Source organism: Streptomyces sp. NPDC047085 (genome assembly GCF_040643735.1).
Classification (GTDB): domain Bacteria; phylum Actinomycetota; class Actinomycetes; order Streptomycetales; family Streptomycetaceae; genus Streptomyces.
The window spans coordinates 112,070-136,689 of the sequence record NZ_JBEYUW010000002.1; the positions used below are offsets into that span (position 1 = coordinate 112,070).

22 protein-coding genes and 1 pseudogene are annotated in these 24,620 nt (G+C 71.2%); 7 read left to right on the top strand and 16 right to left on the bottom strand.

The genetic code is table 11. From position 1 onward, the window contains the following. The first annotated feature begins 121 nt into the window (after positions 1-121). Positions 122-1,474 (top strand): amidase family protein, encoded by a 1,353-nt coding sequence (locus tag ABZ865_RS06205; RefSeq protein WP_361224721.1) that lies wholly within the window; start codon positions 122-124, stop codon positions 1,472-1,474. A gap of 192 nt (positions 1,475-1,666) precedes the next feature. On the opposite strand, the gene ABZ865_RS06210 is transcribed toward ABZ865_RS06205, so the two are convergent. Both ABZ865_RS06210 and ABZ865_RS06215 read right to left on the bottom strand, forming a co-directional pair. Further along, the gene (locus ABZ865_RS06210; protein WP_361224724.1) at positions 1,667-2,152 is read right to left on the bottom strand and encodes a GNAT family N-acetyltransferase; all 486 of its coding nucleotides are present in this window, start codon (positions 2,150-2,152) and stop codon (positions 1,667-1,669) included. A gap of 56 nt (positions 2,153-2,208) precedes the next feature. After that, positions 2,209-2,382 (bottom strand): hypothetical protein, encoded by a 174-nt coding sequence (locus ABZ865_RS06215; RefSeq protein WP_361224727.1) that lies wholly within the window; start codon positions 2,380-2,382, stop codon positions 2,209-2,211. A 494-nt stretch (positions 2,383-2,876) separates the two neighbouring features. Here ABZ865_RS06215 and ABZ865_RS06220 point away from each other — a divergent pair, with 494 nt between their 5' ends. Next, positions 2,877-3,272, top strand: coding sequence for a hypothetical protein (locus tag ABZ865_RS06220; RefSeq protein ID WP_361224730.1), 396 nt, complete (start codon positions 2,877-2,879; stop codon positions 3,270-3,272). Between the two features lie 31 nt (positions 3,273-3,303). Here the strand turns inward: ABZ865_RS06220 and ABZ865_RS06225 are convergent, their stop codons facing one another. The 6 genes from ABZ865_RS06225 to ABZ865_RS06250 all read right to left on the bottom strand — a co-directional run bounded on the left by ABZ865_RS06225 (position 3,304) and on the right by ABZ865_RS06250 (position 12,147). Then, complete coding sequence (locus ABZ865_RS06225) at positions 3,304-4,797, bottom strand: SDR family NAD(P)-dependent oxidoreductase (RefSeq protein ID WP_361224733.1); 1,494 nt, start codon at positions 4,795-4,797, stop codon at positions 3,304-3,306. A gap of 200 nt (positions 4,798-4,997) precedes the next feature. Next, the gene (locus tag ABZ865_RS06230) at positions 4,998-6,329 is read right to left on the bottom strand and encodes a wax ester/triacylglycerol synthase family O-acyltransferase (RefSeq protein WP_361224736.1); all 1,332 of its coding nucleotides are present in this window, start codon (positions 6,327-6,329) and stop codon (positions 4,998-5,000) included. Positions 6,330-6,477: 148 nt separating this feature from the next. Then, entirely contained in the window at positions 6,478-8,799 is a 2,322-nt protein-coding gene (locus tag ABZ865_RS06235; RefSeq protein ID WP_361224739.1) for a GH92 family glycosyl hydrolase, read from the bottom strand. A 135-nt stretch (positions 8,800-8,934) separates the two neighbouring features. Then, positions 8,935-10,155, bottom strand: coding sequence for a glucose-1-phosphate adenylyltransferase (gene glgC, locus ABZ865_RS06240; RefSeq protein ID WP_361224744.1), 1,221 nt, complete (start codon positions 10,153-10,155; stop codon positions 8,935-8,937). 50 nt (positions 10,156-10,205) lie between these two features. Next, positions 10,206-11,351 carry a glycogen synthase gene (gene glgA / locus ABZ865_RS06245; RefSeq protein ID WP_361227156.1) on the bottom strand — a complete coding sequence of 382 codons (1,146 nt, stop codon included), beginning with the start codon at positions 11,349-11,351 and terminating at the stop codon, positions 10,206-10,208. 46 nt (positions 11,352-11,397) lie between these two features. Next, entirely contained in the window at positions 11,398-12,147 is a 750-nt protein-coding gene (locus tag ABZ865_RS06250) for a (2Fe-2S)-binding protein (RefSeq protein WP_361227159.1), read from the bottom strand. A 228-nt stretch (positions 12,148-12,375) separates the two neighbouring features. Here ABZ865_RS06250 and ABZ865_RS06255 point away from each other — a divergent pair, with 228 nt between their 5' ends. Beyond that, positions 12,376-13,704 carry a DMT family transporter gene (locus ABZ865_RS06255; protein WP_361224747.1) on the top strand — a complete coding sequence of 443 codons (1,329 nt, stop codon included), beginning with the start codon at positions 12,376-12,378 and terminating at the stop codon, positions 13,702-13,704. On the opposite strand, the gene ABZ865_RS06260 is transcribed toward ABZ865_RS06255, so the two are convergent. Further along, positions 13,674-14,978: a transglycosylase family protein gene (locus ABZ865_RS06260; RefSeq protein ID WP_361224750.1), complete on the bottom strand. Its 1,305-nt coding sequence runs from the start codon at positions 14,976-14,978 to the stop codon at positions 13,674-13,676. The genes ABZ865_RS06255 and ABZ865_RS06260 overlap by 31 nt on opposite strands. Positions 14,979-15,294: 316 nt before the next feature. Between ABZ865_RS06260 and gndA the strand changes: the two genes are divergently transcribed. After that, a complete protein-coding gene (gndA, locus tag ABZ865_RS06265) occupies positions 15,295-16,734 on the top strand; it encodes an NADP-dependent phosphogluconate dehydrogenase (protein ID WP_361224753.1) in 1,440 nt (479 codons plus the stop codon). A gap of 595 nt (positions 16,735-17,329) precedes the next feature. On the opposite strand, the gene ABZ865_RS06270 is transcribed toward gndA, so the two are convergent. The 5 genes from ABZ865_RS06270 to ABZ865_RS06290 all read right to left on the bottom strand — a co-directional run bounded on the left by ABZ865_RS06270 (position 17,330) and on the right by ABZ865_RS06290 (position 20,431). Next, on the bottom strand, positions 17,330-17,965 hold the full coding sequence (locus ABZ865_RS06270) for an aspartate/glutamate racemase family protein (protein WP_361227162.1): 636 nt from the start codon (positions 17,963-17,965) through the stop codon (positions 17,330-17,332). Between the two features lie 24 nt (positions 17,966-17,989). Beyond that, a complete protein-coding gene (locus ABZ865_RS06275; protein ID WP_361224756.1) occupies positions 17,990-18,334 on the bottom strand; it encodes a GNAT family N-acetyltransferase in 345 nt (114 codons plus the stop codon). Positions 18,335-18,366: 32 nt separating this feature from the next. Further along, positions 18,367-18,786: an aspartate 1-decarboxylase gene (gene panD / locus ABZ865_RS06280; protein ID WP_361224759.1), complete on the bottom strand. Its 420-nt coding sequence runs from the start codon at positions 18,784-18,786 to the stop codon at positions 18,367-18,369. Between the two features lie 643 nt (positions 18,787-19,429). Beyond that, a complete protein-coding gene (locus ABZ865_RS06285; protein WP_361224763.1) occupies positions 19,430-19,606 on the bottom strand; it encodes a hypothetical protein in 177 nt (58 codons plus the stop codon). Between the two features lie 330 nt (positions 19,607-19,936). Further along, complete coding sequence (locus tag ABZ865_RS06290) at positions 19,937-20,431, bottom strand: hypothetical protein (protein ID WP_361224766.1); 495 nt, start codon at positions 20,429-20,431, stop codon at positions 19,937-19,939. Positions 20,432-20,951: 520 nt separating this feature from the next. Between ABZ865_RS06290 and ABZ865_RS06295 the strand changes: the two genes are divergently transcribed. Continuing rightward, positions 20,952-21,287, top strand: a complete 336-nt coding sequence (locus ABZ865_RS06295) for a hypothetical protein (protein ID WP_361224769.1) — start codon at positions 20,952-20,954, stop codon at positions 21,285-21,287. 372 nt (positions 21,288-21,659) lie between these two features. On the opposite strand, the pseudogene ABZ865_RS06300 reads toward ABZ865_RS06295, so the two are convergent. Next, positions 21,660-21,728: pseudogene (locus tag ABZ865_RS06300) on the bottom strand (transcriptional regulator); the annotation flags it as partial. A 414-nt stretch (positions 21,729-22,142) separates the two neighbouring features. Between ABZ865_RS06300 and ABZ865_RS06305 the strand changes: the two are divergent. After that, on the top strand, positions 22,143-23,717 hold the full coding sequence (locus ABZ865_RS06305) for a S8 family peptidase (RefSeq protein ID WP_361224772.1): 1,575 nt from the start codon (positions 22,143-22,145) through the stop codon (positions 23,715-23,717). A gap of 325 nt (positions 23,718-24,042) precedes the next feature. Here ABZ865_RS06305 and ABZ865_RS06310 read toward each other — a convergent pair whose 3' ends face one another. After that, positions 24,043-24,405, bottom strand: coding sequence for a metalloregulator ArsR/SmtB family transcription factor (locus tag ABZ865_RS06310; protein ID WP_361224775.1), 363 nt, complete (start codon positions 24,403-24,405; stop codon positions 24,043-24,045). A 43-nt stretch (positions 24,406-24,448) separates the two neighbouring features. Here ABZ865_RS06310 and rpmF point away from each other — a divergent pair, with 43 nt between their 5' ends. After that, the gene (gene rpmF, locus ABZ865_RS06315; protein ID WP_055709034.1) at positions 24,449-24,619 is read left to right on the top strand and encodes a 50S ribosomal protein L32; all 171 of its coding nucleotides are present in this window, start codon (positions 24,449-24,451) and stop codon (positions 24,617-24,619) included. Position 24,620 lies beyond the last annotated feature (1 nt).

Sequence of the window (24,620 nt, forward strand, 5' to 3'; positions counted from 1 at the left end):
TGCCGCGCGCGACCGTGCACAGTTCTCCCTACGCACTTGATTCCTACCGACAAGTAGCCGCGAGTGACCGTGCCTTGCCGCGCGGTGCCGAACGCGCGCCGAGACACAGCGAGGAGTGCCCGTGAGCAGCTGGGCCGGCCGGAGTGCCGCCGAGATCGCCACCGCCGTACGCGAGAAGCGGGTCACGCCGCGCGAGGTGGTGGCCGAGCACCTCGCTCGGATCGAGCGGCTCGACGGGCGGCTGGGGGCGTTCCGTACGGTCCGGGCCGAGGCCGCGCTCGCCGAGGCGGACGCGGTCGGGGCCAGGAGCGACCTGGCCGAACTGCCCCTCGCGGGCGTGCCGTTGGCGGTGAAGGACAACGTGGCGGTGCGCGGGGAGTCGCTGCGCATCGGCTCGGCCGCGACCCCGGACACCCCGGCGGGCGAGGACCACGTGACGGTAGCCCGGCTGCGGGCGGCCGGTGCGGTGGTCGTGGGCCTGACGAACGTGCCCGAGCTGTGCGTCTTCGGGACCACCGAGGGCGTCCACGGCACCGCCCGCAATCCGTGGGACACCTCCCGGACGGCGGGCGGCTCGTCCGGCGGCAGCGCGGCGGCGGTGGCGGCCGGCCTGGTGCCGCTGGCGCTCGGCAACGACGGCATGGGCTCGCTGCGCATCCCGGCGGCCAACTGCGGACTGGTCACCCTGAAGCCCGGGCACGGGGTGGTGCCGGCGGGGATCGGCAACGGCGACTGGTTCGGCATGGCGGAGAACGGCCCGCTGGCCACGACGGTCGAGGATCTGCGGCTGATGCTCTCGGTCCTCGCGGACTCCGCGTTCGTGGAGCGCAAGGAGCGGACCTCGCGGAAGATCGCCGTCGCCCTGCGCAGCCCGCTCGCCGGGGTGAGCGTCAGCAGGCCGTATACGACCGCGGTCCGGGAGGCGGCCGGGGTGCTGGCCGGTGCGGGACATCAGGTGCGGCGGGCCGAGCCGCCGTATCCCCTCTCCCTGGGCGTGACCGCGCTCCAGTACTGGACGGCGGGCACGGCGGTGGACGCGGTGGGTCTCGATCCGGCGCGGCTGGCCCGGCGCACCCGGGTGCACGCGGCCGTGGGCCGCCGGTTCCTGCGCTCCGTACGCACCGGCGACGGTCGCGAGCGGTTGCGCGCCCGGCTGACCCCGTTCTTCACCGAGCACGACGTGCTGCTCACCCCGGCCCTCGCCCGCCGCTCCCCCCAGGCCGGGCCCTGGCACGAGCGGGGCTGGGTGCGCAACGTCGCGGCGAACACGGCCTATTCGCCGTTCACCCCACCGTGGAACCTGACGGGCTGGCCCGCGATGGCGGTCCCCTTCGGCACCCTGCCGTCCGGCGCCCCCTGCGCCGTCCAGCTGGTGGGCCGCCCGGGCAGTGAGGCGGACCTGCTGGACCTGGCGGAGGAACTGGCGGAACTGCGCCCGTGGCGGCGGACGGCACCCCTGGCGGACCGGGACTGACCAGCGGGACCGGGGCCGACCGGACGGCCGGACCGGGACTGACCGGCGGAACCGGGACCGACCGGACGCCCGGACCGGGACTGACCGGCGGGACCGGGCCGGACGGGCCGACCAGGCCGGACTGCGCCGAGCTGGACGGGCCGACCGGGCCGGACTGCGCCGAGCTGGACGGGCCGACCGGGCCGACCGGGACTAGTCGAGTGACTTGTACATGATGTGCAGGCCCACCCTGCCGTGCCGGGGATGGTCGTAGGCGTCCGGGACCGTGCCGAGGATCGTGAAGCCGAGGGAGGTCCAGAGCCGGACGGCGGGATTGGTCTCGACGACGGCATTGAAGACCATCGCGTGGAACCCGTGCGCCGTGGCCTCGGCGAGGAGGTGTTCGGCGAGGGCGCGGCCGATGCCCTGGCCGGCGTGGTCCGGGTCGACCATGAAGCCGGCGTTCGCGACGCCCGCGGCGGGGCCGCCGTAGTTCGGGGTGAGGTAGGCCGAGCCGACCACGGCTCCGGTGGGGTCCTCGGCCACGTAGACCCGCTTGGGCGGGCTCGTCCACAGGGCGCGGGCCGCTTCCTCCGAGGTGTCGGGGTCCCAGGCGTAGGTCTCGGCGGCGGCGACGATCCGGTGCCAGAAGGGCCAGATCAGCGGCCAGTCCTCGGCCGCGGCTTCTCTGATCTGCATGGGCGTGAGTCTGCCACGCCCATGCTCGCGGCGATCGCGACGATCCGTCCCGTGGGTCAGTCCACGCTCGGCAGGATATGGGGCTCGGCGAGGTCGTCCTCGTAGCCCGCCAGGCGGATCGGGGCGGATCGGGCCCACACGTCCAGGCTGCCGAGCTCTCCGGGCCGGCGCCGCTTGGTCTCGGTGGGTTCGTCGGGGCCCTTTTCGCGATTCGTCTTCTCCGGTGTCACCGCGCACTCCTTATGTGTCGGTCACCCTCGGGGCCTGCCGGGCCGCTGCGCTCCGGCACTCGTCGCCCGCTCGGGTCTGGATGGGAGGCCAGTTCGGACGCGGTGGCGCCGGTACCTCGTGTCGGAGCAGGCCGTTGTCGACCGGCTCACCCCGGGACGGACGATGGGTGTGGGTGGAACCCCTTTGCTGCTGTCCGTCCCCTCCAGGGTAACCAAATGAGCGGGTGCCCGCTCGATAGGGAGTGCAAACAAGGTGTAACTATCGCGAGTCATTTGGCCCCTCAATGCCCCCTAATATGCTGCTATTTGTCATAAAGTGCATCACCTGGCCAGGGCGCGAATCACCCACTTGGCCTACGACTGCGAACACGTCTTCGACCTCGGCCCGAGCTGTTTCACCGGACGCGGCGCAGTTCAAGTGCCGTTGGCCGGGTCGCAAGCTCGCCATGATCTGGTGGCATGCGGCAACGGCTGTCTCGCGGAAGGACTGACGCATGGAGTTGCGCAGCGTCGAGGAGCTGATGGATCTGCTGTACGCCGGCCGGCACCAGCACGCGCTGCGGACCGCCGCGCTGCTGCGCCGCAGCCGCCCCGCCGACAAGGAGCTCCAGGTGGCCGGCCTGCTCCACGCACTCGGCCCGGTGCTGGACCCCGCCGACCACGCGGGCCCGGCCCGGGGCGCGGCCGAGGCGGTGCGGGCGCTGCTCGGGGAGCGGGTGTTCCGGCTGGTGCGCGGGGCCGGCGGCCCCGCCGACGACGATCTGCTGCGGCTGCGCCAGGCCGCGGAGGAGAGCCGCGCCGGGGGCTTCGACGCGGGCGTGCTGGAGGACTGGCGCACCGTCCTGGAACTGGTCGCGGCCCGCAACTCACGCCTCGGCGCGGTCGATTGAGAAGCGGGGCGGCACGGTGCCGCCCCACGGTTCACCACTTGCCCGGCGCGTAGTCCTTCATGAAGACGCCGTACAGGTCGTCGCCCTCCTCGCCGCGCACGATCGGGTCGTAGACGCGGGCGGCGCCGTCGACCAGGTCGAGCGGGGCGTGGAAGCCCTCCTCGGCGAGGCGGAGCTTGTCGAAGTGCGGGCGCTCGTCGGTGATCCAGCCGGTGTCGACGGAGGTCATGAGGATGCCGTCGGTCTGGAACATCTCCTCGGCGCTGGTCCGCGTGACCATGTTCATGGCCGCCTTCGCGGCGTTGGTGTTCGGGTGCCCGGCGCCCTTGTAGCCGCGGCCGAAGACGCCTTCCATCGCCGAGACGTTGACGACGTAGGCACGCCCGCTGGCCGCCTTCTTCGCGGCGTCGGCCATCGCCGGGCGGAGCTTGCTGATGAGGATGAAGGGCGCCGTGTAGTTGCACAGCTGGGTCTCGAGCAGCTCCACCGGGGAGATCTGCTCGATGGTCTGCACCCAGGTGTTGGTGTCGACGACGTCGGGGACGAGGCCGCCCGCGTCGATGGCGGTGCCCTCCAGGTGCCGGGCGACGCTGGCGTTGCCCGCGACGAGCGCGAGATCGGTGACCTTCTGCGCCTCCAGACCGCTGATGCCGACGGGCAGCGCGGCGATGCCGTCGACGGCGCCGGAGTTGAAGGCACCGATGACGTGATGGGCGGGGAGCTCACCCGCGGGCAGCGGGGCGTTCTCGCCCTCGACCAGGGCCGCGTACGCGGAGGGCAGGCGGCGCACGGTCTGCGTCGCGTTGTTGATCAGGATGTCGAGCGGACCGGCCTCGGTGACCTGGTCGGCCAGCGCCACGGCCTGCGCCGGGTCGCGCAGATCGATGCCGACGACCTCCAGCCGGTGCATCCAGTCCGCCGAGTCCTCCATCGCCTTGAACCGACGGATGGCGTCCTTGGGGAAGCGCGTGGTGATGGTGGTGTGCGCGCCGTCGCGCAGCAGGCGCAGCGCGATGTACATGCCGATCTTGGCGCGGCCGCCGGTGAGCAGGGCGCGCTTGCCGGTGAGGTCGGCACGGACGTCGCGCTTGGCCCGGTTCGTGCGGGCGCAGTCCGGACAGAGCTGGTGGTAGAAGTAGTCGACCTCGACGTAGCGGGTCTTGCAGGTGTAGCAGGAGCGCGGGCGCTGGAGTATCCCCGCGATCCGGCCCTCCTCGGTCGAGGAGGAGGGCAGGATGCCCTCGGTCTCGTCGTCGATGCGCTGGGCGGAGCCGGTCGCGGTGGCCTCGGTGACCGCCTTGTCGTGGGCGGTCTTGGCGGCCCGGCGCTCCTGGCGGCGGCGCTGCTTCACCACCCGGTAGATGTGCGAGGTGGCCCGGCGCACCTTGATCGCGTCGGGGTGGTCGACCTCCAGCTGGTCGAGCTCCTCGAGCACGCTGAGGCAGACGGCCAGGCGCTCCGGGTCGATGCCCGGCCCGTAGACCACCTCGTCCATGGGCATGGAGCCGCCCTCTGTCACCGTCATCGCGCTGCCGCTTCCCTGGTCACCCGCGCAGCGCTCCGACTCGCGCCCGCTTTCGAACAGGGAAGTTTACGGAGCGGGGGGCCACCGGCCAAACCGCCGAAAAGACGGTGGTGCAGGGAGTGCAGGTGGGGTGGATGGTACGAGTGGTGCGGGTGGGAAGCGAGCTACCCCACCCGCACCGTCAGCCTCGGACTCAGACCTCAAACCTCACACGCCGCGGTCAGCCCCTCCACCTCGTCCGTCACCGCACGCGCGAACACATCGAGGTCAGGCACCGCCTCCGCGTCGGCGACCAGCCCGTAGTGCACGCGCCCGCGGTACGTGGAGATCGCCACCGCCAGCGCCTGCCCCGGCGCCAGCGGCGCGAAGGGGTACACCTCGGTCAGCTGGTGCCCGCCGAGCCGCAGCCCCAGCCCCGGCAGCGGCACGCTGGTGACCAGGATGTCGAACCAGAGCCGCGCGGCCTGCCCGACCAGCGGCCCGCCGAGCCGGTGCCCGAGCGCCGGCACATGATCGGCGAGCAGGGCCACCGCCCCGGCGCCCCGGTTCGGCCCCGCGTCCTTGTTGCGGATCATGGCCGTACGGACGGTTTCGAGCCGGCGGAACGGGTCGGGATCGTCGACGGGAAGCCGTATCAGGTACCCGGAGAGCCGGTTGCCCTGTGGCTGGGCGGTGCGCGGCCGGCGCCGCGAGACGGGGATGAGGGCGCGGGGCGCGACCCCCTCGCTGCCGTCGCCGCGCTCGTCCAGCCAGCGCCGCAGCGCGCCGGCGACGACCGCGATGAGGACGTCGTTGACGGTGCCGCCGACGGACTTGCGGACCCGGTGCACGTCGTCGATGTCGATCACGACACCGGCGGTGCGGCGGGTGCCGCTGGGCGCGGAGGTCAGCGCCGACGAAGGACGCATGCCCAGGGTGGACCGGGCGAGCGAGGTGCCGATGTCCAGGGCCCGGCCCGCGTCGGACAGGGCTCCCCGGACCAGCCCGGGCACCCGGCCGGGCAGTCCGCGCACCTCGGACAGCAGACCGCGGGGCGGCTCGACGGCGCGCGGGCCGCGCTCGGGCAGGTCCACGGGGTCGAGGACACCGGCGGCGAGCTTGAGCGCGCGCAGTCCGTCGGCGAGGGCGTGGTGGAACTTGAACAGCACGGCGAAGGAGACACCGTCCTCGCCGGGCAGCACATGCGCCTCCCACGGCGGCCGGCCGCGCTCCAGCGGGCGTTCCATGAGCCGGCCCGCGACCGCCTGGAAGTCGGAGGTGGGGGCGTGCAGGCGTACGTGGTTGAGCGGGTCGAAGTCCGGGTCGGGCTCGCGGGCGGCGCCGCCGAACGCGAGCGGCTGCCACACGTCCCGGATGCGCATGCGCAGGCCGGGCACGGCCGCCGCGCGGGCGGCGAGCAGGTCGGCGGCGTGGGCACCCGCGGTCGGCGAGTGCGTGGTGAAGACGCCGAGCGCCCCGAGGTGCATCGGGTACCGGTCGGACTCCATGTTCCAGAAAGCCAGGTCGAGGGGAGCGAGCAGGTCGGAAGTCAAGGGCTTGCCTCGCGCGTCGACGACGGGGTGGACCAGCAGTCAATCCCCGATAAGCGATTACGGTCAAGTACGATCGTGCTACGCACAGTTAACGGCAGATTAAGTCCCGCCTCCGCTGAAAGGGGCGGGACTCAGGAGACTCCTGAGGTCACCTCAGGACGGGGGGCGCCGCCGAGGGTGACGTACCCCACTCTGACGGGCGCGGGCCGACCGTGAAGCCGAGCGTGCGCAGGGAGCGCAGCGCGGCCGTGGTCAGGTAGGTCCGGGTGTTCGGTGTCCCGTCCCTGCGGACGGTCTGGATGTAGCGGTCGGCGGCCGAGGTGCCGGGCGCGGTGACGGTCAGCCCGCCGCTCGGCCAGAAGTGGCGGTCCAGGGTGAGGTCGACGCGGTCGAAGACCGGGGTGGACAGGCCCCAGGTGTCGTAACCGGGCTGGATCGGGAAGAGGCCGATCGAGGACAGCACGTTCCAGGCGGACATGGTGCCGAGGTCGTCGTTTCCGGTCATGCCGGTGGGGCCGTCGGTGAAGAGGGTCAGCGCCGCGTGCACCACGTCCGTGGTCTTCCAGGGCTGGCCGGTGGCCAGGTAGGTGTAGGGCGCGATGAGGTCCGGCTCGTTCATCGGGTTGTACGTGGCGGCGTTGTAGTAGTCGTACGCGTCGCCGTGCACCCACACCTCGCGGGCGGTCCGCTCGGGGTCGGTGAGCAGCCGGTCGTAGGCGAAGAACGCGTCCAGGCGGTCGTTGGCCGCGCGGTTCCCGCCGATCAGGCCGACCATGCCGGGCAGGTCCTGCGGGACCAGCCACTGGTACTGCCAGGCGGTGCCCTCGTGGAAGCCGACGCCGCGGGCCGGGTCGGCCGAGCCGGTGAAGGCGCCGGAGGCGTCGCGGGCGCGGAAGAAGCCGGTCGAGGGGTCGAAGATCCGCCGGTAGTTCCGCGCCCGGGCGGCGTAGCGGGCGGCGTCCGCGGTGTGTCCGAGGCCGCGGGCCATCTGGGCGAGCATCGCGTCGGCGAGGGCGTACTCCAGGGTGACGGAGGCGCCGTGGTGGTAGTCGGAGTCGCCCATCTTCGCCAGGGGGCGGTCCTTGTCGTAGGGGGCGAACCCATGTGCGAGGTATTCGGCGTTGGCCTCGCGGCCGATGCCCGGGTAGTCGGCGGGCGGCACCCCGTCGGCGTTCTTCCGCAGCGCCCGGTAGGCGCGCTCCTCGAACCCCTTCAGCAGGCCCATCTGGTAGGCGGTGGTCAGGAAGGGGGTGACCGGGTCGCCGCTCATGACGTTCGTCTCGACCGGGCCGTAGCCCCACTTGGGCAGCCAGCCGCCGTCCTCGTCGACCTTGACCACCGACAGCGCCATGTCGCGGGCCTCGCGCGGCGCGAGCAGGGCGAGGAGCTGGGCCTGGGTGCGGTAGGTGTCCCACAGCGACCAGTTCTGGTAGTACGTGAACCCGGCCGCGTGGTGAATGCGGCGGTCCCAGCCGGTGTAGCGGCCGTCGGCGTCGCTGCCGATGTTGGGCGCGAGGAACGAACGGTAGAGCGACGAGTAGAAGGTGCGCCGCAGGACCGGGTCGCCGCCCTGGACGCGGACGCCGGCCAGCCGCCGCTCCCACAGCTCACGCGCCCGGTCCCGTACGGCGTCGAAGGACCGTCCGCCCTCGGTCCGCAGGTTGGTCTCGGCGCCGGCCGCGTCGACGTACGACAGCGCGGTGGTCGCCTCGACCGTACGGTCCTCGGTCGTGTCGAAGCGGACGTAGGCGCCGCCGCTTCCGGTGCGGGAGCCCGGGTGGAGGGTGGTGCCGTCCCAGGTGCCGTAGGCGGTGAAGGGCCGGCTGAAACGGGTGACCGTGTAGACCGTGTAGGGCCCGGTGTCCCGGCAGAAGCCGTGGCCGGTGATCCCGGTGCGCACGGTGTGGTCGTCGAGGATCTCGACCGAACTGGCGACCGGCTTGTGCAACGACTGGCCCGCGTTCAGCAGGACGTTGGCCTTGTCGGTGGCCGGGAAGGTGAAGCGCTGCACTCCGGTGCGCTCGCTCGCGGTCAGTTCGGCGCGGATGCCGGAGTCGAGGCCGACCCGGTAGTAGCCAGGGCTCGCCTGCTCGTCGGCGTGCGAGAACCCGGCGGCGTACCGGGCGTAGTCCGTCTGCGTGACCTCTCCGGTGGTGGGCAGCACGGGCAGGTCGCCGCCGATGCGGCAGCCGACGCCCGAGAGGTGGACCAGGGAGAAGCCGCGGATGCGTTTCTGCGTGTAGTCGTAGCCGGTGCTGTGCCCCGTGTCCGGGGAGAGTTGCACCATGCCGAAGGGCACGGCGGCGCCGGGGAAGGTGTTGCCCTCGTTCTGGCTCCCGATGAACGGGTTGACCAGGTCGGCGAGGTGGCGGTCGGTCCGCTCGGCCGCCCGTGCGGCGGGGGTGGCGACCAGCGCGGACGCTGCCATCACCCCGGCCAGGCACAGCCGTGTGCGCCGGGTCCCTCTCATGTCGGATGACCTCCGAAGGTTCGACATCGCTGCCTGCATCGTGAAGGGCGAACGACGTGAACTCGGGCATCCTGGGCGGAATGTGTCGGCGCGTCGCGGAAGCAGTCGCCCCCGGGAGGGAGGCGGCGGGGTTCGTCAGGTGACTCGTTGGCCCTTGCCGAGAGCGATCACTCCGCCCTCGGAGACGGTGTACAGCTCGCCGTCCCGCCCCGGGTTGACACCGATCGTGGCGCCGGGCGGGACCTCGACGTTCTTGTCGAGGATGGCGCCGCGGACGACGGCGCCGCGGCCGATGCGGACGTTGTCGTGCAGCACCGAACCCTGAACGACAGCGCCCGGATCGACCCGTACCCCCGGGGAGAGCACCGACCGGCTGACCTGACCGCGGATCAGGCAGCCCGCGCTGATGATGGACTCGCTGGCGATGCCGCCCGCGTTGAAGCGGGCCGGGGAAAGCTGGTTGGAGTGGGTGTAGACGGGCCACTGACGGTTGTAGAGGTTGAAGGCGGGGCGCTCGGCGATCAGGTCCATGTGGGCGTCGTAGTAGGCGTCCAGGGTGCCGACGTCCCGCCAGTAGCCCTGGTCGCGGCTGGTCTCGCCGGGCACGTGGTTGTCGCTGAAGTCGTACAGCTGTGCCTCGCCGCGGGCGGTGAGCTGGGGCAGGATCGAGCCGCCCATGTCGTGCACGGACTGCTCGTCCTCGGCGTCCCGTTGCAGCGACTCGACCAGGACCTTGGTGGTGAAGATGTAGTTGCCCATCGAGGCGAACACGCGCTCGGGGTCGTCCGGCAGCCCGGGCGGGTCGGCCGGTTTCTCCAGGAAGCGCCGGACGGTACGGCCGTCCGAACCGGGCGTGATCACCCCGAACGACGAGGACTCCGAGCGCGGCACGCGGATGCCGGCCACGGTGACGCCCGCGCCGTTCTCGATGTGCTGTTGGAGCATCTGCCGCGGGTCCATGCGGTACACGTGGTCGGCGCCGAACACCGCGACGTAGTCGGGCTGTTCGTCGTACACCAGGTTCAGGGACTGCAGGATCGCGTCGGCGCTGCCCAGATACCAGCGGGGGCCGAGGCGCTGCTGCGCCGGGACCGGGGTGACGTAGTTGCCGAGCAGGCTGGACATCCGCCAGGTGGTGGTGACGTGCCGGTCCAGCGAGTGCGACTTGTACTGGGTCAGCACGCAGATGCGCAGCACGTCGGCGTTGACGAGGTTGGACAGGACGAAGTCGACGAGCCGATAGGTGCCGCCGAAGGTGACGGCCGGTTTGGCGCGGTCCGTGGTCAGCGGCATCAGGCGCTTTCCCTCGCCGCCCGCCAGAACGATCCCGAGAACCGAAGGCCCTCCACGACGCATGGCCGCTCCCCTCACCCTGGTTGAACCATGGCTGCCCCGAGCAGGCCGGACTAAGCCTGCTTGAGGATCTCCTCGTAGAGCCCGGCCGTGCGCCGGGCCACCGCGTCCCAGCCGAACTCGCCGACGGCACGCCGCCGTCCGGCCTCCCCCATGCGCCGGGCCGCCTCCGGGTCGGCGAGGAGGGTGTCCAGGGCGCGGGCGAGGCCGGTCGTGAAGTCGTCGTCCACGTCGACCAGCAGACCGGTGCGGCCGTCCGCGACGACCTCGGGGATCCCGCCGACCCGGGAGGCCACCACCGGCGTGCCGCAGGCCATCGCCTCCAGGTTGACGATGCCCAGGGGTTCGTACACCGAGGGGCAGACGAACACGGCGGCGCGCGTGAGGAGTTGGATCACCTCCGTGCGCGGCAGCATCTGCGGGATCCAGAACACGCCCGCGCGCGCCCGGCTCAGCTCCTCGTACAGGTCCCGGAACTCCCGGTCGATCTCCGGGGTGTCGGGCGCGCCCGCGCACAGCACGACCTGGGTGCCCGGGTCGATGTCCCGTACCGCGCGCAGCAGATGGGGCACGCCCTTCTGGCGGGTGATCCGGCCGACGAACAGGACGTACGGGCGGGCCGGGTCGATGCCGTGCCGGGTGAGCGCGTCGATGCCGTGGTCGGGCCGGTAGAGGGTGGTGTCGATGCCGTTGTGCACGACGTGGACCCGCGCCGGGTCCAGGGCCGGATAGCAGGCGAGGATGTCCTCGCGCATGGCCCCCGACACGGCGATCACCGCGTCCGCGGCCTCGATCGCGGTGCGCTCGGCCCAGCTCGACAGCGCGTATCCGCCGCCGAGCTGCTCGGCCTTCCAGGGGCGCAGCGGCTCCAGCGAGTGGGCGGTCACCACGTGCGGGACGCCGTACAGGAGCTTGGCGAGATGGCCGGCGAGGCCCGCGTACCAGGTGTGGGAGTGGACGAGTTCGCGGTCCTCGAGGGCGGCCGCGATGGCGAGGTCCACGGAGAAGGTGCGCAACGCGTCGTTGGAGCCGTCCAGGACGGGCCAGGGGCGGTGGCGTACGACGCCGACGCCGCGGCCCTCGCCCCAGCAGTGCACCTCCAGGTCCACGAGGGAGGTCAGCTCCCGGGCGAGGAACTCGACATGGACACCGGCGCCGCCGTACACGTCCGGGGGGTACTCCCGGGTCAGCAGTCCCACTCGCACCCGACAACCCCCTTGTCCCGGCGGCAGGTTCCCCTCATGGTCACCCAGATGCGGCCCGCGGGGAAGAGTCCGGCGGCCGGGTGAAGCAGCAGTCGCCGCAGACTCCCCCGCCGGGCACGCGGTAGTACAGGCAGCAACTGCGGCGCCGGAACGCCGTGCCGGCGCGGGTGCCGGTGGCGCGCAGCAGGGGGTGGGCGAAGAGGTCGTCGGTGAGGGCGGCGGCCCGCTCGGCGGCGTCGGTACGGCCGTTCGCGCGCACCCAGCGGTCCAGTTCGCGGGCCGCGGCGGCGAGCGCCGAGCCGGCGTTGCCCCACAGCAGCCCGGACGCGACCCCGTACCGGGACGTCAGGGCTTCCCCTAGGGGCTGGAGATGGGCGTGGAGCACGGTGTCGAGGAGCGTGGCGGCGTCCCCGGGCAGCGGTCGCACCTCGGTCAGCCACAGGTCGTCGGGCACGGTCGCCGAGGCGTCCCAGCGCAGCAGGCGCGGATCGAGATCGGGCACGCCGCCGTACAGGACGGCGCAGCCCAGGGCGACCGACCACAGGCGTGCGGCCAGGGCCTGTTGGGCGAGCGAGGCGCACACCCGCGGTTCGGCGACGCGCAGCCGGTCCGCGACGACGGCGACGCGGAACGTCATGGCATTTCCGTCACCATCCGAACTGATCGTTTGATACGTCTCCGCGAAGTTCGGCAGTGCGCCGGGGCCGGGTCCGGCTGACGCTCCGGCCGTGCGGAGGGCGAAGAAGCCGCCGAGGGGGCGGAGGGCGGCGAGATCGGGGTCGAGGTCCACCAGCACACTGGTATCAGGCTCGATCGCCGTCCGGGACTCAGGGGTCTCCACCCCGGGTCACCCCTCTTGGGGATGATCGGAGGGCTTCCCTACTCCATCGGCAGTAGGACCCATTGCGTGCTCAGGTACGACGACGGGAAGGGTCCGAGCGGGCAGAGTGTTGACCATGGAAGCCGACCGTACGCCGCGCCGGGCCCCATGGGCCCGCCTCCCGCAGAGGAGACGCTCATGAGCGCCCTCGCGCTGTCCGTGCTGCTGTCGTTCGTCTCCGCCGTCGCCTACGCCGGCGGAGCGATCGTGCAGGAGCAGGTCGCGGTGTCCTGCCCCGACGAACGGTACGCGCCGCTGCGCCGGCCGAGCTGGTGGGCGGCGCTGGCGCTGAACGGACTCGGCGGGGTGCTGCACGTCGTGGCGCTCGCCTACGGCCCCCTCAGCCTGGTGCAGCCGCTGGGCGCGCTGACCATCGTCTTCGCCCTGCCCATGGCGGCGCTGTTCGTCGGCCGCAGGGCAGGGTCGGCCGCCTGGCGCGGCGCCATCATGGCCACAGCGGGCCTCGCGGGCCTGCTGTCCCTGGTCGGCTCCGCCGAGGGGCACTCCCTGGACACGGCCCAGCGGGTGGCCGTCGCGCTGGTCACCGGCGGGGCGGTCGTCGCGCTGATGGTCGCGGGCCGGGCCGCGCACCGGCACCCGGCGGTGCGCAGCGTGCTGCTCGCCACCGGCTCCGGCATCGCGTTCGGCATGTCGTCCGTGTTCACCAAGACCGTCGCCGTCGACTGGAGCAACGGGATCGACCTCGGCGACCTGCCCTCCCTGGCGGTGATCGGCGTGTTCGCGGTCGCCGGGGTCATGCTGTCCCAGGCCTCCTACCGGGGCGGCGGCCTGGCCGCACCCCTGGCCACCCTGACCGTGGTCAACCCGGTGCTGGCCGCCGCCGTCGGCATCCTGATGTTCGGCGAGACGTTCCGCTACGGCACCACGGGCACCGTACTCGCCCTCGGCTGCGGGGTCGTGGCGGCCGGCGGGCTGATCCTGCTGACGACGGAACGGCTGGAGAGCACCCCGGTCCCGGCCGCGGACGGCACGGCCGGGCAGGCCGTCACCGCGCACCACGAGCCGTCGCTCACCGTCGAGCCGCTCGCGGTCGTGCCCCGGCAGCGCGCGGCGGCGGAGACGGAGCTGGAGGAGGCCGTCCTGGAGGAGGCCGTCCTGGCGAAGGACGTCATCGCCAAGGACGTCGTCGCGAAGGACGTCCTGGCAAAGGTCGGGCAGATCCTGGACGGGCCGGACGGTGCGTCCGTGGAGGACCTGCTGTCGGCCGCTCCCTGCCACGGTTTCGGTCCCCGTCCCGGCTTCCATGCCGGTGCCCGTCTCAGGGGCGGCGTGCTCGTGCCCGACCGGCCGTTCCTGGACGGTGTGCCGCTGCCGGGAGGGCCCGCCGCCCCGTACGCCGACCCGGCGTCGTACGTCCCGCTGTCCGCGAGCATCCCGGTGCCGCCGGCCCTGCTGGGCCGGCAGCACACCGCACGTCAGATGCTGACGCCGCCGGCCCGGAGGTAGGCGATCGGGTCGATGTCCGAGCCGAAACCGGGCCCCGTCCGCACCTCGAAGTGCAGATGCGGGCCCGTGACGTTTCCGGTCGACCCGGACCGGCCGATGCGCTGGCCCGAGGACACGCTCTGCCCGGCCCGCACGGAGATCGCGGACAGGTGGGCGTACTGCGTGTAGCGGCCGTCGGCGTGCCGGATGACCACCTGGTAGCCGTACGACCCGCCCCAGCCGGCGGCCACCACGTGACCGGCCGCGGCCGCCCGGACGGAGGTGCCCGTCGGCACGAGGAAGTCGACGCCGGTGTGGTAGCCCTTCGACCAGTGCGAGCCGGCCACGTGGTAGCCGGTGCCGATCGAGGCGTGCACCGGGGCGACGAGCGCGTGGCCGCCGGTGGACGTCGAATGCGGCGAGGTCGTGTGCTCCGTGTGGCCCCTCGTCCGCTCGTGGCTCTTCGTCCGCTCGTGGCTCTTCTTCTCCGCCGGGGTCTTCTTCGGCGCGGGCGCCTTCCGCTGCGAAGGGGCCTTCTTCGCCGGGGACTTGGAGGGGGTGGTGTGCGTGCCGGGCGCCGGGGCGGCGGGGGTGCGCAGGTTCAGCCGCTGGCCGGGCAGGATCAGGTCGGGATCGGACCCGATCGTCGCCCGGTTGCCCGCGTACAGCCGCTGCCAGCCGCCCCGGACGTGATGCTCGTCGGCGATGCCGGAGAGGGTGTCGCCGTGCACCACGGTATACATCTCGGCCCGGCCCGCGCGGGACTGCGGGGTGGTCTGGGGCTGCACGTCCCGCACCGAGGCCGTCCTCGCCGGACGGGCCGCGGCGCCGTCCGTGTGGAGTGCCGGGGTGCCGCCCGGGTGGCCTTCGGGGCTCCCGCCGGTGGGGGTCCCCCCGCTCGAACGAAGCTGAGAGTGGGGGAGGGTCAGTCCGGCCCGCACCGAGCACACCGGCCAGGCGCCGGGCCCCTGCCCGTCCAGGACCCGCTCGGCGACGGCGATCTGCTGCTCCCGGGTGGCCAGATCGGCACGCGGCGCGTACCGGGTGCCGCCGTACGCCTCCCAGGTGGGCCGGGTGAACTGCAGCCCGCCGTAGTAGCCGTTGCCCGTGTTGATGCTCCAGTTTCCGCTGGACTCGCAGGCGGCGACCTTGTTCCAGGTGGACGCGTCGGCCGCGTCGGCACTGCCGACGGCGACCAGCGGGATCGCGAGGCCGGCGCCGCCCGCCGTGACGGTCAGCGAGGCGCGGTTGATCCTGGTCGGCTGGTACCGGCGATGCCGGCCGCGTACGGCCATGTCCGAAATCCCCTCGACATGCGTCAGGAGCGGCAAAAGTAAGCGCGGGGAACAGGCCATGACAAGATGGGAAACCGGCCGCATGCCGAGGCCAAGTGGCCGGGAACGGGCCGTCCTTGGCCGGTTCGCCCGCACGCACCCGCGAACTGAGGCGAGACGTGCCTTCCGTCCGTAGACAAGCGTGGCGGGTCGGATGTGCGCTCGCCGTAGCGGCACGTCAGGATGGGCCATGGGCCCGCAGCGACGGAGCCGTAGTCACACAGCAGCTGTATTCACGAGGCAGCTGTGGTCACGAGGCAGCTAGGGAGCAGGCGGTATGAGCACTTCAGCGCAGATCGGTGTCACGGGCCTCGCGGTCATGGGCCGCAACCTCGCCCGGAACTTCGCGCGCAACGGCTACGCGGTCGCCGTGCACAACCGTACGGTGTCGCGGACGAAGGCGCTGGTGGAAGAGTTCGGCGACGAGGGGGACTTCGTCCCGGCCGAGACCGCCGAGGAGTTCGTGGCGGCCCTGGAGCGGCCCCGCCGGCTGGTCATCATGGTCAAGGCCGGTGAGCCGACGGACGCGGTGATCGAGGAGTTCGCGCCGCTGCTGGAGGCCGGCGACATGATCATCGACGGTGGCAACGCGCACTTCGCGGACACCCGGCGCCGTGAGCGGGAGCTGCGCGAGCGGGGCATCCACTTCGTCGGCACGGGCATCTCCGGCGGCGAGGAGGGCGCGCTGCACGGGCCGAGCATCATGCCGGGCGGCTCGACGGAGTCGTACGCGTCGCTCGGCCCGATGCTGGAGAAGATCTCCGCGAAGGCGGCGGACGGCGCGCCCTGTGTCACGCACTGCGGCCCCGACGGTGCCGGGCACTTCGTGAAGATGGTCCACAACGGCATCGAGTACGCCGACATGCAGCTGATCGGCGAGGCCTACCAGCTGCTGCGCGACGTCGCCGGGTACTCCCCCGCCGAGATCGCGGACATCTTCCGCACCTGGAACCGGGGCCGCCTCGACTCCTACCTGATCGAGATCACGGCCGAGGTGCTGTCCCACGTGGACGCGGCGACCGGGAAGCCGTTCGTGGACGTGGTGGTGGACCAGGCCGAGCAGAAGGGCACCGGACGCTGGACGGTCCAGATCGCCCTCGACCTGGGCGTCCCGGTGTCGGGCATCGCGGAGGCCGTCTTCGCCCGCTCCCTGTCCGGGCACGCGGCCCTGCGGGAGGCCTCGCGCGGCCTGGCGGGCCCCACGCCGACCCCGCTGAGCAGGGAGGAGGCGGCCGCCTTCGCGGACCGCGTGGAGCAGGCGCTGTACGCCTCGAAGATCGTCTCCTACACGCAGGGCTTCCACGAGATCGCCGCCGGCAGCGCGGAGTACGGCTGGGACATCGACCTCGGCGCCGTCGCCTCGATCTGGCGGGGCGGCTGCATCATCCGCGCGGCCTTCCTCGACCGCATCCGCGCCGCGTACGACGCCCGGCCCGACCTGCCGAGCCTGCTGTCCGACGACACGTTCGCACAGGAGATCGCCGCCGCGCAGGACGACTGGCGCGAGGTGGTCATCGCGGGGGTGCGCCAGGGCGTGCCGACGCCGGGCTTCTCGGCGGCGCTGGCGTACTACGACGCGTTGCGTGCGTATCGCCTGCCGGCGGCTCTGACGCAGGGGCAGCGGGACTTCTTCGGGGCGCACACGTACCGGCGGGTGGACGGGGAGGGGTCGTTCCACACGCTGTGGGGCGGGGACCGGAGTGAGGTGTCCGCGTAAGGGCGGTTTGTACGCCTGGAGGGGCGGGGGGAATGGTCGTCCGGCGAGTGCGGCTCTGCCGTGGCTGGTCGCGCCCGCGCGGCGGAGCCGCATGTCGATACAGCCCCGCGCCCCTTTGGGGCGCTGGTTCCCCTCGGTGCCTTTTAGGTGAGAGGTGGGCCTGGTTCCGGGTTCGGTACGGGCTCGGGGCCCGGGGGGATCGGGGACGGTGGGGGTTCCGGCGGGGCCGGGGGCGGGGGCTCCGGGTGCGGGCCCGGCGGAGTGGGCGGGGGTCCCGGTGGGGGCCCCGGGGGCGGAGTGGGTTCCGGGCCGGGACCCGGTGGGGTGGGCTCAGGGCTCGGTTCGGGGGGTGGGACCGGGCTGGGGTACGGGTCCGGCGGAGTGGGGCCCGGGGTCGGGGGCGGGCCCGGGGAAGCGGGGTCTGGGTATGGGGTCGTCATGGGAGCCTCCGGGCAGTCGCCGGGCGGACGGCGTCGCCTCTGGACCAGGACCTGTCTTCCGGATCTTGCCGGAGCCAGGAAGCTCGGTCGGCCGGAGCCGGCCTGATCCGGAAGACAGGCCCTACTCCCCGACTACCCTGCGGCCGCGCCGCCACTCACATCGCTGCAGAGGCTGCCGCGGCGGCGAGGCCCGGGCGGGGGCTGGAGAGCACCGGGATCATGGTGGAGGTCAGCTGCTGGGCCGGGGTCATGGATGCCTGGGCCAGGACGATCACGTCGGCGTCGGTGATCTCGTCGGCCGCGGCCGCGATGTGCCGGGCGTACGCGTCGGTGTCGCCGGCCGCGAAATGGTCCCAGGCGCCGTCGACCAGCTGAGTACGTACGGACACGGTCCGGGCGGAGCGCCGGGCCTCCTCCTCGACGAGGTCGGCGGTCGGGCCGAGGGTGCTCCGCACCGTGCCGAGGACGACCACGCTCGGGCCCGTCGCCACGGCGGCCGCCGCCATGGGCCGGTCGACCCGCAGCACCGGTACGCCGACCGCGGCGGCCTGGGCCTCCGCGACGGCGCCGATGCTGGAGCAGGTGCAGAGCACGGCCCGCGCCCCGGTGCCGGCGGCCCGCACCAGCGCGTCCCGCACGTCCGCCGTGACCGCCTCGGGGCCTTCCCGCCGGGCCCGCTCCAACAGCTCCTCGGAGACGAAGTGCCGTAGCTCCAGGTCCGGGTGGTCCGCGTCGCGCAGGGCGTCGAAGACCGGGATGTGGGCGGGTGAGGTGTGCAGCAGAGCGAGCAGCATCCGAGCGCGTCCCCCGTCCGGTCAGAACCGGCCGGGGTGGGCCCGCAGCCAGTCCTTCGCGGCCGCGAGCAGGGCCGGGTCGGCCGGCGGGGCCGCCTCGGGGTGTCGTTCCGCCCACTTGACGACGTACGGGCACAGCGGGGCGACGGGAACGCCTTCGCGCTCGGCGACGGTGTACAGCTCCCGGGCCAGGGATCCGGCGATGCCCTTGCCCTCGTGGGCGGGCTCCACGATCGTGTGGACCGGGACCAGGGCGCGCGCGGGCGAGTCGAGCACGAAGTACTCGATGTGTCCCACGACTTCACCGTCACCGAGGGCCTCCAGGCGGCCCGCCGCCCGGTCGTCACGGATCTCGATGTCACTCATGGCCACGCACGCTCCTGGTCGTCGTCCGCCGGTCAGGCCGAAACGGCCTGCGGGCTGCGCTCCTGGTCCGAACCGGGCACCGGCTCGGACGGGTCGGCGCCGAGCGCCACGATGCGGTTGCCGGCGTCTACGTGCACGACCCGGGGCCGCAACTCCCGCGCCTCGGCGTCGGTGACCTGAGCGTAGCTGATGATGATCACCAGGTCACCGGGATGCACGAGATGGGCGGCCGCCCCGTTGATCCCGATCACACCCGAGCCGCGCTCGCCCTCGATGACGTACGTCTCCAGGCGGGCGCCGTTGGTGATGTCGACGATGTGTACCAGCTCACCGGGGAGCAGGTCGGCGGCGTCGAGAAGATCCGCATCGATCGTCACCGATCCCACATAGTGCAGGTCGGCCTGGGTGACGGTGGCTCGGTGGATCTTGGACTTGAACATTGTACGAAACACGAAGAAACTCCCGATTCGTCTGCTCCCTGCCTGCTTTTTGCAGGTCAAGGGCGATGTTCGGAGGCTACAACGTTTCGCATGTGCGGTCAGCTGCCGCCGGGTGTCTGAGGACTCACACTGACCTGTTGCTGACTTTTCTGACGGTGTGCCAGTCAGGTGTGCGGGCGTCACGGGCACATAGGTGCGGGAGGGGATGACCAACTTCTCGATCTAAAACTGACGATCATCGTTGCAGGCTTCTCTACCTCATCAAGCCCCGGCTGCGCTCCGCTCCGCCGGGCGCGCTCACGTGTGGATAGGGCCGGTGGACATGAGTCGATCACCGCATTGAGCGGCCCGCGGTCAAGGCAATGCCTCCGGCGGGGGATCGGCCGGCACCGGGATGGAGGGGCACCGTTCCCGCCCGCGGGTCCGTAGTGGCGTGCGCGGGGAGCTCCCACGCCGCTCCACGGTGTGTGGGTCGACGGCGTACGGGATGGAAGCTGGGGTGAGTGGTGGGCGGAGGAAGGGGTTCGGCTGCGTCCTGCGCGCTAAACGCCTGATCAGCCGTGGCATCCTCACCTGATCCGGAGCCGGGCAGTTCACCCAGCCCAGCCCATGACCCGGCAAGCGACTTGACAGCGTCATAGCCCCCGCACCAGTCTCACGACCCGAAGACCACTTGAAGAACGACGCCGATGAGTCCCAGTCCGGGGAGTGCGGCGACTGCCAGACACAACCAGGAAGCCGCCTTCGCAAGCCGCGTTCCGTGCTCCCGCAGGACCAGGAAAGCGATCAACGCGACGCCGACCACGACAGCGGAATAGAAAAGCGCGGCCATGGCTCACCTCCCCCAGTCCGCGAGACTCTACCCCGGCTGTTGCCCCTCCGCGCCAGCGCCTTTGCCCCGCCCTTCTTCGCCCTCCGACGGCTGGGCGATATGAAACAGCCCTTGTCAAGACCGCGTGCGGCGACTGACACCAGCCGCTGACACCAACAAGCATGAACAACCACGATCGACGCCGGACCTCAGTGCACGATCGGCCGATACCCAGGTGCTGTTGCTCGACGTTGGCGGACCCCGTGATCGACCTAGCGAAGATGAGGCCAGACCTCAAAGTATCTGTACCGCACGAGCGGCGCCCCTCAACCGGTAGACGTATAAAGGCGATCACGAAGAACCATCTGGGAGCGGCCTCACTGGCTTCAGCCCAAGGACCCGCCGCATGTCGTCACGCAGCCTCGCAAGCTGGGCCAGCAGCGTTGCGCGCGCATCCCGATACTCGGGCGCTTCCAGGCCCACGCCAGCAATCAGTAGATCGCGAGCACGCTCAAGTGCGATCAAGACGTCGTTGGCTTGAGCCACAACACTCTCTTCCGCCACGACGGCCAGGTTGTGGTACGCACTGTAGACGCGGCTCCTGACCAGAGACTCGTGAACTGCGGGACTCACGTCTTGGCCGGCAAGCTGGGCAACTCGCAACGCCTGTCGCATGGCGAGCGACGCCTCACTGACTGCTGTGAGGTAACGCCCGAAGGCATCTCGGTGTAGTTCCTGCCAGCGATCGTCTTGATCCCGGCGAGCACGCAATCGGTCGACGAACGCAGTGGACCCCACACCGATGAGTCCGCCGAGCAACGTCCCAAGCAGTGGTGCCACGTCCACGCGTGGATGCTATGGGCTGCGCGACAGGTTGTCAGCATCGGGAGCAACCCGTACATGGCAAGCTCATGATCAGCCACACTTCCAGAGCCCGCAGGGTTCTCCGAATCTGTTGCAGTACAGCAGCGACGTACAGCAACCCCACCAATCGGCGCCGACCGCCCGTGTCTCCTGCAGCTCCATTGACTTCAGAGGGGTAACTCCCGCCGGGAGCCAATGAGGCCGGAGAATCCGCAGGTCACGCCCACTCTCGCCTCACCTCGCTGAACCTGCCGAGGGCACCCGGCGAAAGACCCCGGACCGATCACGGCCCCGGGCCTTTTGCATCCGCTTCTCACGCCAACGGGGTCGCCTTCCAGTGGCCGTCACGGATCCCGACGCTGCTGTCAGGCAGCCAGTGCACTATATTGAACGCGTTCAAATATGGGGCTTGGGCATGGGGGCATGGATGGCGACAGAGATGGGACCCGCCGGCAGACTTGGGTACATCCTGGGGCGAATGGGGCGGTGTGTGCTTACATACGTGCTCCTCCACACCGCAGCGTGGCTGGCCATCTCTCAGACCGTCTGGTGGAAAGAAACCTTCCTGGAGATCATGACGTTGGGGATGGGCATGTTGCTGATCATCGGTATTCCCACCCTGGTCATCGCCATTTTCGCGGTCTGGGTCCACAGTCAGATGGAGACGGTCCGGTTCCGTGTGCTGCTTTCCCTCCCGCTGGTCGTCTGTGCTTGGCCCCTCCTGGCGAGCAGCGCCAGCGAACCTCTGGCGTTCCAGGTAATGGCTCAGATCGCATTCGCCGCATTGATCCCTACGCCGTTCTTCCCCGCGGGGTGGCTCGAAGAGACCACGCGGTGAATCCCAGCAGTGCAACAGTGAATTGCAGCAACCGCGCCAACCACAGGCAGCCGTCCTTGGTCGCCAACACCTCCGCGGCCTTCGCGCTCGTAGCTCGCATCGAAGGCCAGCCGTGCCCGTTTCGACGGCCTACGGAGGGGCGCCGCAACGGTTCGCGGGACAGCAAAGTGATCAGGCTCAGGCCACGAGCCTGTCGGGGTAGATTCACTCCAGGTCTCGTCCGTCGCCATGGAGTCAACGGCCTCACATGTTCGCAGAGTTCGATGCCGTCCCGTTCAGCCCCGTGGGTGAGCAACATGTGGTGCGCGGCGCCACCCCCGCCGGGTTCGGCGCGCCGGTATACGTCCAGAACCCGGACGCACAGCCGAACGACAGCGCATCGACGAGATCGGCTGGGCAGGCCGGAGCTTCGCGCAGGGCGAGCAGGATACGACAGCGGATCGGGTCGGCGAGCGCGCGGCCGAACCGGGCAGGCCCGAACGCCGGTGACGCACCGACGGGATCAGCAGTGGGCCGTGCCGGCGCACCTTCGCTTACGGCCTAGCGAGGTGGGAGGCGGGAGTGGAGACCGCGCCGACCGCAGTCATCAACAAGCGACCGTGACCAGCGCTTTCCCCACACACCCCAACCGATGGGGTGTCATGTCCGGTGTGACACGTCTGTTACGTCTACGCAGAGCCCTTGTGCGATTCCTTTAGAGGGCTCAATCTTTCGACTGACGCACAGGAGAAGCACAGGCGAGGGCCCGATGAAAGTCCCAGAACTTGACATGCTCACGACCGATTACCTCGCCGTGTCGTTTCGGTGCCCGCACTACCCCCACTAGCGCACCACCGATTGAGGAGGATCCCTCACATGGCAGTGATGCGTCATTCCAGGCGAAGACTGGCCGCGATCAGCGCGACGGCCACCGCGATGCTCGTCGCGGGCCTCGTCTCCGCCGCCCCCGCCGACGCGGCTCCAGCCGCTCCCGAAGGCCGCATCCAGTACGAGGGGGCGGCGAACTCCGTCGCCGGCAGCTACCTCGTGACCCTGAAGGCGAACGCGGCGAAGGCCGTCTCCGCCGAGGGCCGGGCCCTGGCCAAGCGCTACGGCGCCACGATCGAGCGCACGTACCGCAAGGCCCTGAACGGCTATGCGATCGAGGCGTCCAAGGCGGAGGCAAAACGATTCGCCGCCGACCCGGCCGTCGCGTCCGTCGTCCAGAACCGCACCTTCCACATCGACGCGACCCAGACCAACCCGCCCTCCTGGGGCCTGGACCGCATCGACCAGAAGAACCTCCCGCTGGACAGCAAGTACACCTACCCGGACTCGGCCGGCCAGGGCGTGACGGCGTACATCATCGACACCGGTGTCCGCATCACGCACACAGACTTCGGCGGACGCGCCTCCTACGGCTACGACGCCGTCGACAACGACAACACCGCCCAGGACGGCAACGGCCACGGCACACACGTCGCCGGCACCGTCGCCGGAAACTCCTACGGTGTCGCCAAGAAGGCGAAGATCGTCGCCGTGCGCGTGCTGGACAACTCCGGCTCCGGCACCACCGCCCAGGTCGTCGCGGGCATCGACTGGGTGGCCCAGAACCACTCGGGCCCGTCCGTCGCCAACATGTCCCTCGGCGGCGGCGCGGACAGCGCTCTCGACACCGCCGTCCGCAACGCCATCGCCTCCGGCGTGACCTTCGCGGTCGCGGCGGGCAACGACAGCGCCAACGCCTCCAACTACTCGCCCGCGAGGGTGAGCGAGGCCATCACGGTCGGCTCGACCACCTCCAGCGACGCTCGCTCCAGCTTCTCCAACTACGGCTCCATCCTGGACATCTTCGCGCCGGGCTCCTCGATCACCTCGGCCTGGAACAGCAGCGACACCGCCACCAACACCATCTCCGGTACGTCGATGGCGACACCGCACGTCACCGGCGCGGCGGCGGTATACCTGGCGGACCACCCCGGCTCCACCCCGGCGCAGGTCGCCTCGGGGCTCGTCGCCGCCGCCTCCACCGGCGTCGTCGGTAACCCCGGCACGGGCTCGCCCAACCGCCTGCTGAACGTGGGCGGCGGCACCACGACCCCGCCCGGCCCGCGCTTCGAGAACACGGCCGACTACGCGATCAACGACAACTCGACCGTGGAGTCCCCGGTCACGGTCAGCGGAGTGACCGGCAACGCGCCCGCAGCCCTCGCTGTCGAGGTCCACATCGTCCACACCTACATCGGCGACCTCCAGGTCCAGCTGATCGCTCCCGACGGCACGGCGTACACGCTCAAGTCGTACGGCACCGGCGGCAGTTCGGACGACATCAACACCACGTACTCGGTCAACGCCTCCTCCGAGGTGGCCAACGGCACGTGGAAGCTGAGGGTCAGCGACAACGCGGCCCTGGACACCGGGAAGATCGACTCCTGGGCGCTCCAGTTCTGACGTTCACCCCGTGAAAACCTCGTCCTCGCGTCGAACGGCACCGGGTCAGTGACCCAGCCCGCTGCGAGGACGAGGCGTGCCTCCCGCGCTGCGGTTGTGAGCCCGGTGGCCCTCCCTGCGCCGACGGTCGCCGGAAGCTCAACCGGTCCGCCTGGCCAACGGGCGGATGCGGGCGTCAGCAGCCGAGGGCGAGTCCCCGCCTCCTTGGCGATGCGCGTCACACGATGCGTCATTGGGGTATCGAAGGCGTGAGCGCCCGCGGGCGCCAGATACTCCAGCAGGCACCGGCCTCTCAGCCGAATTGTGCCGCCAGCCGCGCCTCTGATCAACGACTCACGCCGAGCGTGGCCTCGTCCGCCGGATCCGCGTCGGCATCGCTGAGTCCGAGCCGCAGGTGCTCGATGTGGTAGACGGCCTGATCGAGGAGTTCGGCGACGTGGTTGTCGTAGAGCGCGTAGATCACCGAGCGGCCCTGGCGCCGGCCGACGACCAGGCCGAGGTTGCGCAGCAGGCGCAGCTGGTGGGAGCAGGCGGACTGCTCCATGCCGACCTCGGTGGCGAGTTCGGTGGCGGGGCACGGACCTTCCCGCAGGCGGGAGAGGATCAGCAGCCGGGAAGGGGTGGCCAGGGCCTGGAGGGTGGCGGCCACCCGGACGGCGCAACTAAGCCAGTTCATAATGGTGTTCATTTTCATGTAGCCTCTATTCGCTACCCGATCCAGGAGGATTCCCATGGCCGTCCCCAAGCGGAAGATGTCCCGCAGCAACACCCGCCACCGCCGCGCCCAGTGGAAGGCGACAACGCCGGCGCTCGTACCGGTCATCGTCGACGGAGTGTCATACCTGGTACCGCAGCGGCTGGTGAAGGCGTACGAGCGCGGTCTGCTGCGCCCCGAGGGCTGAG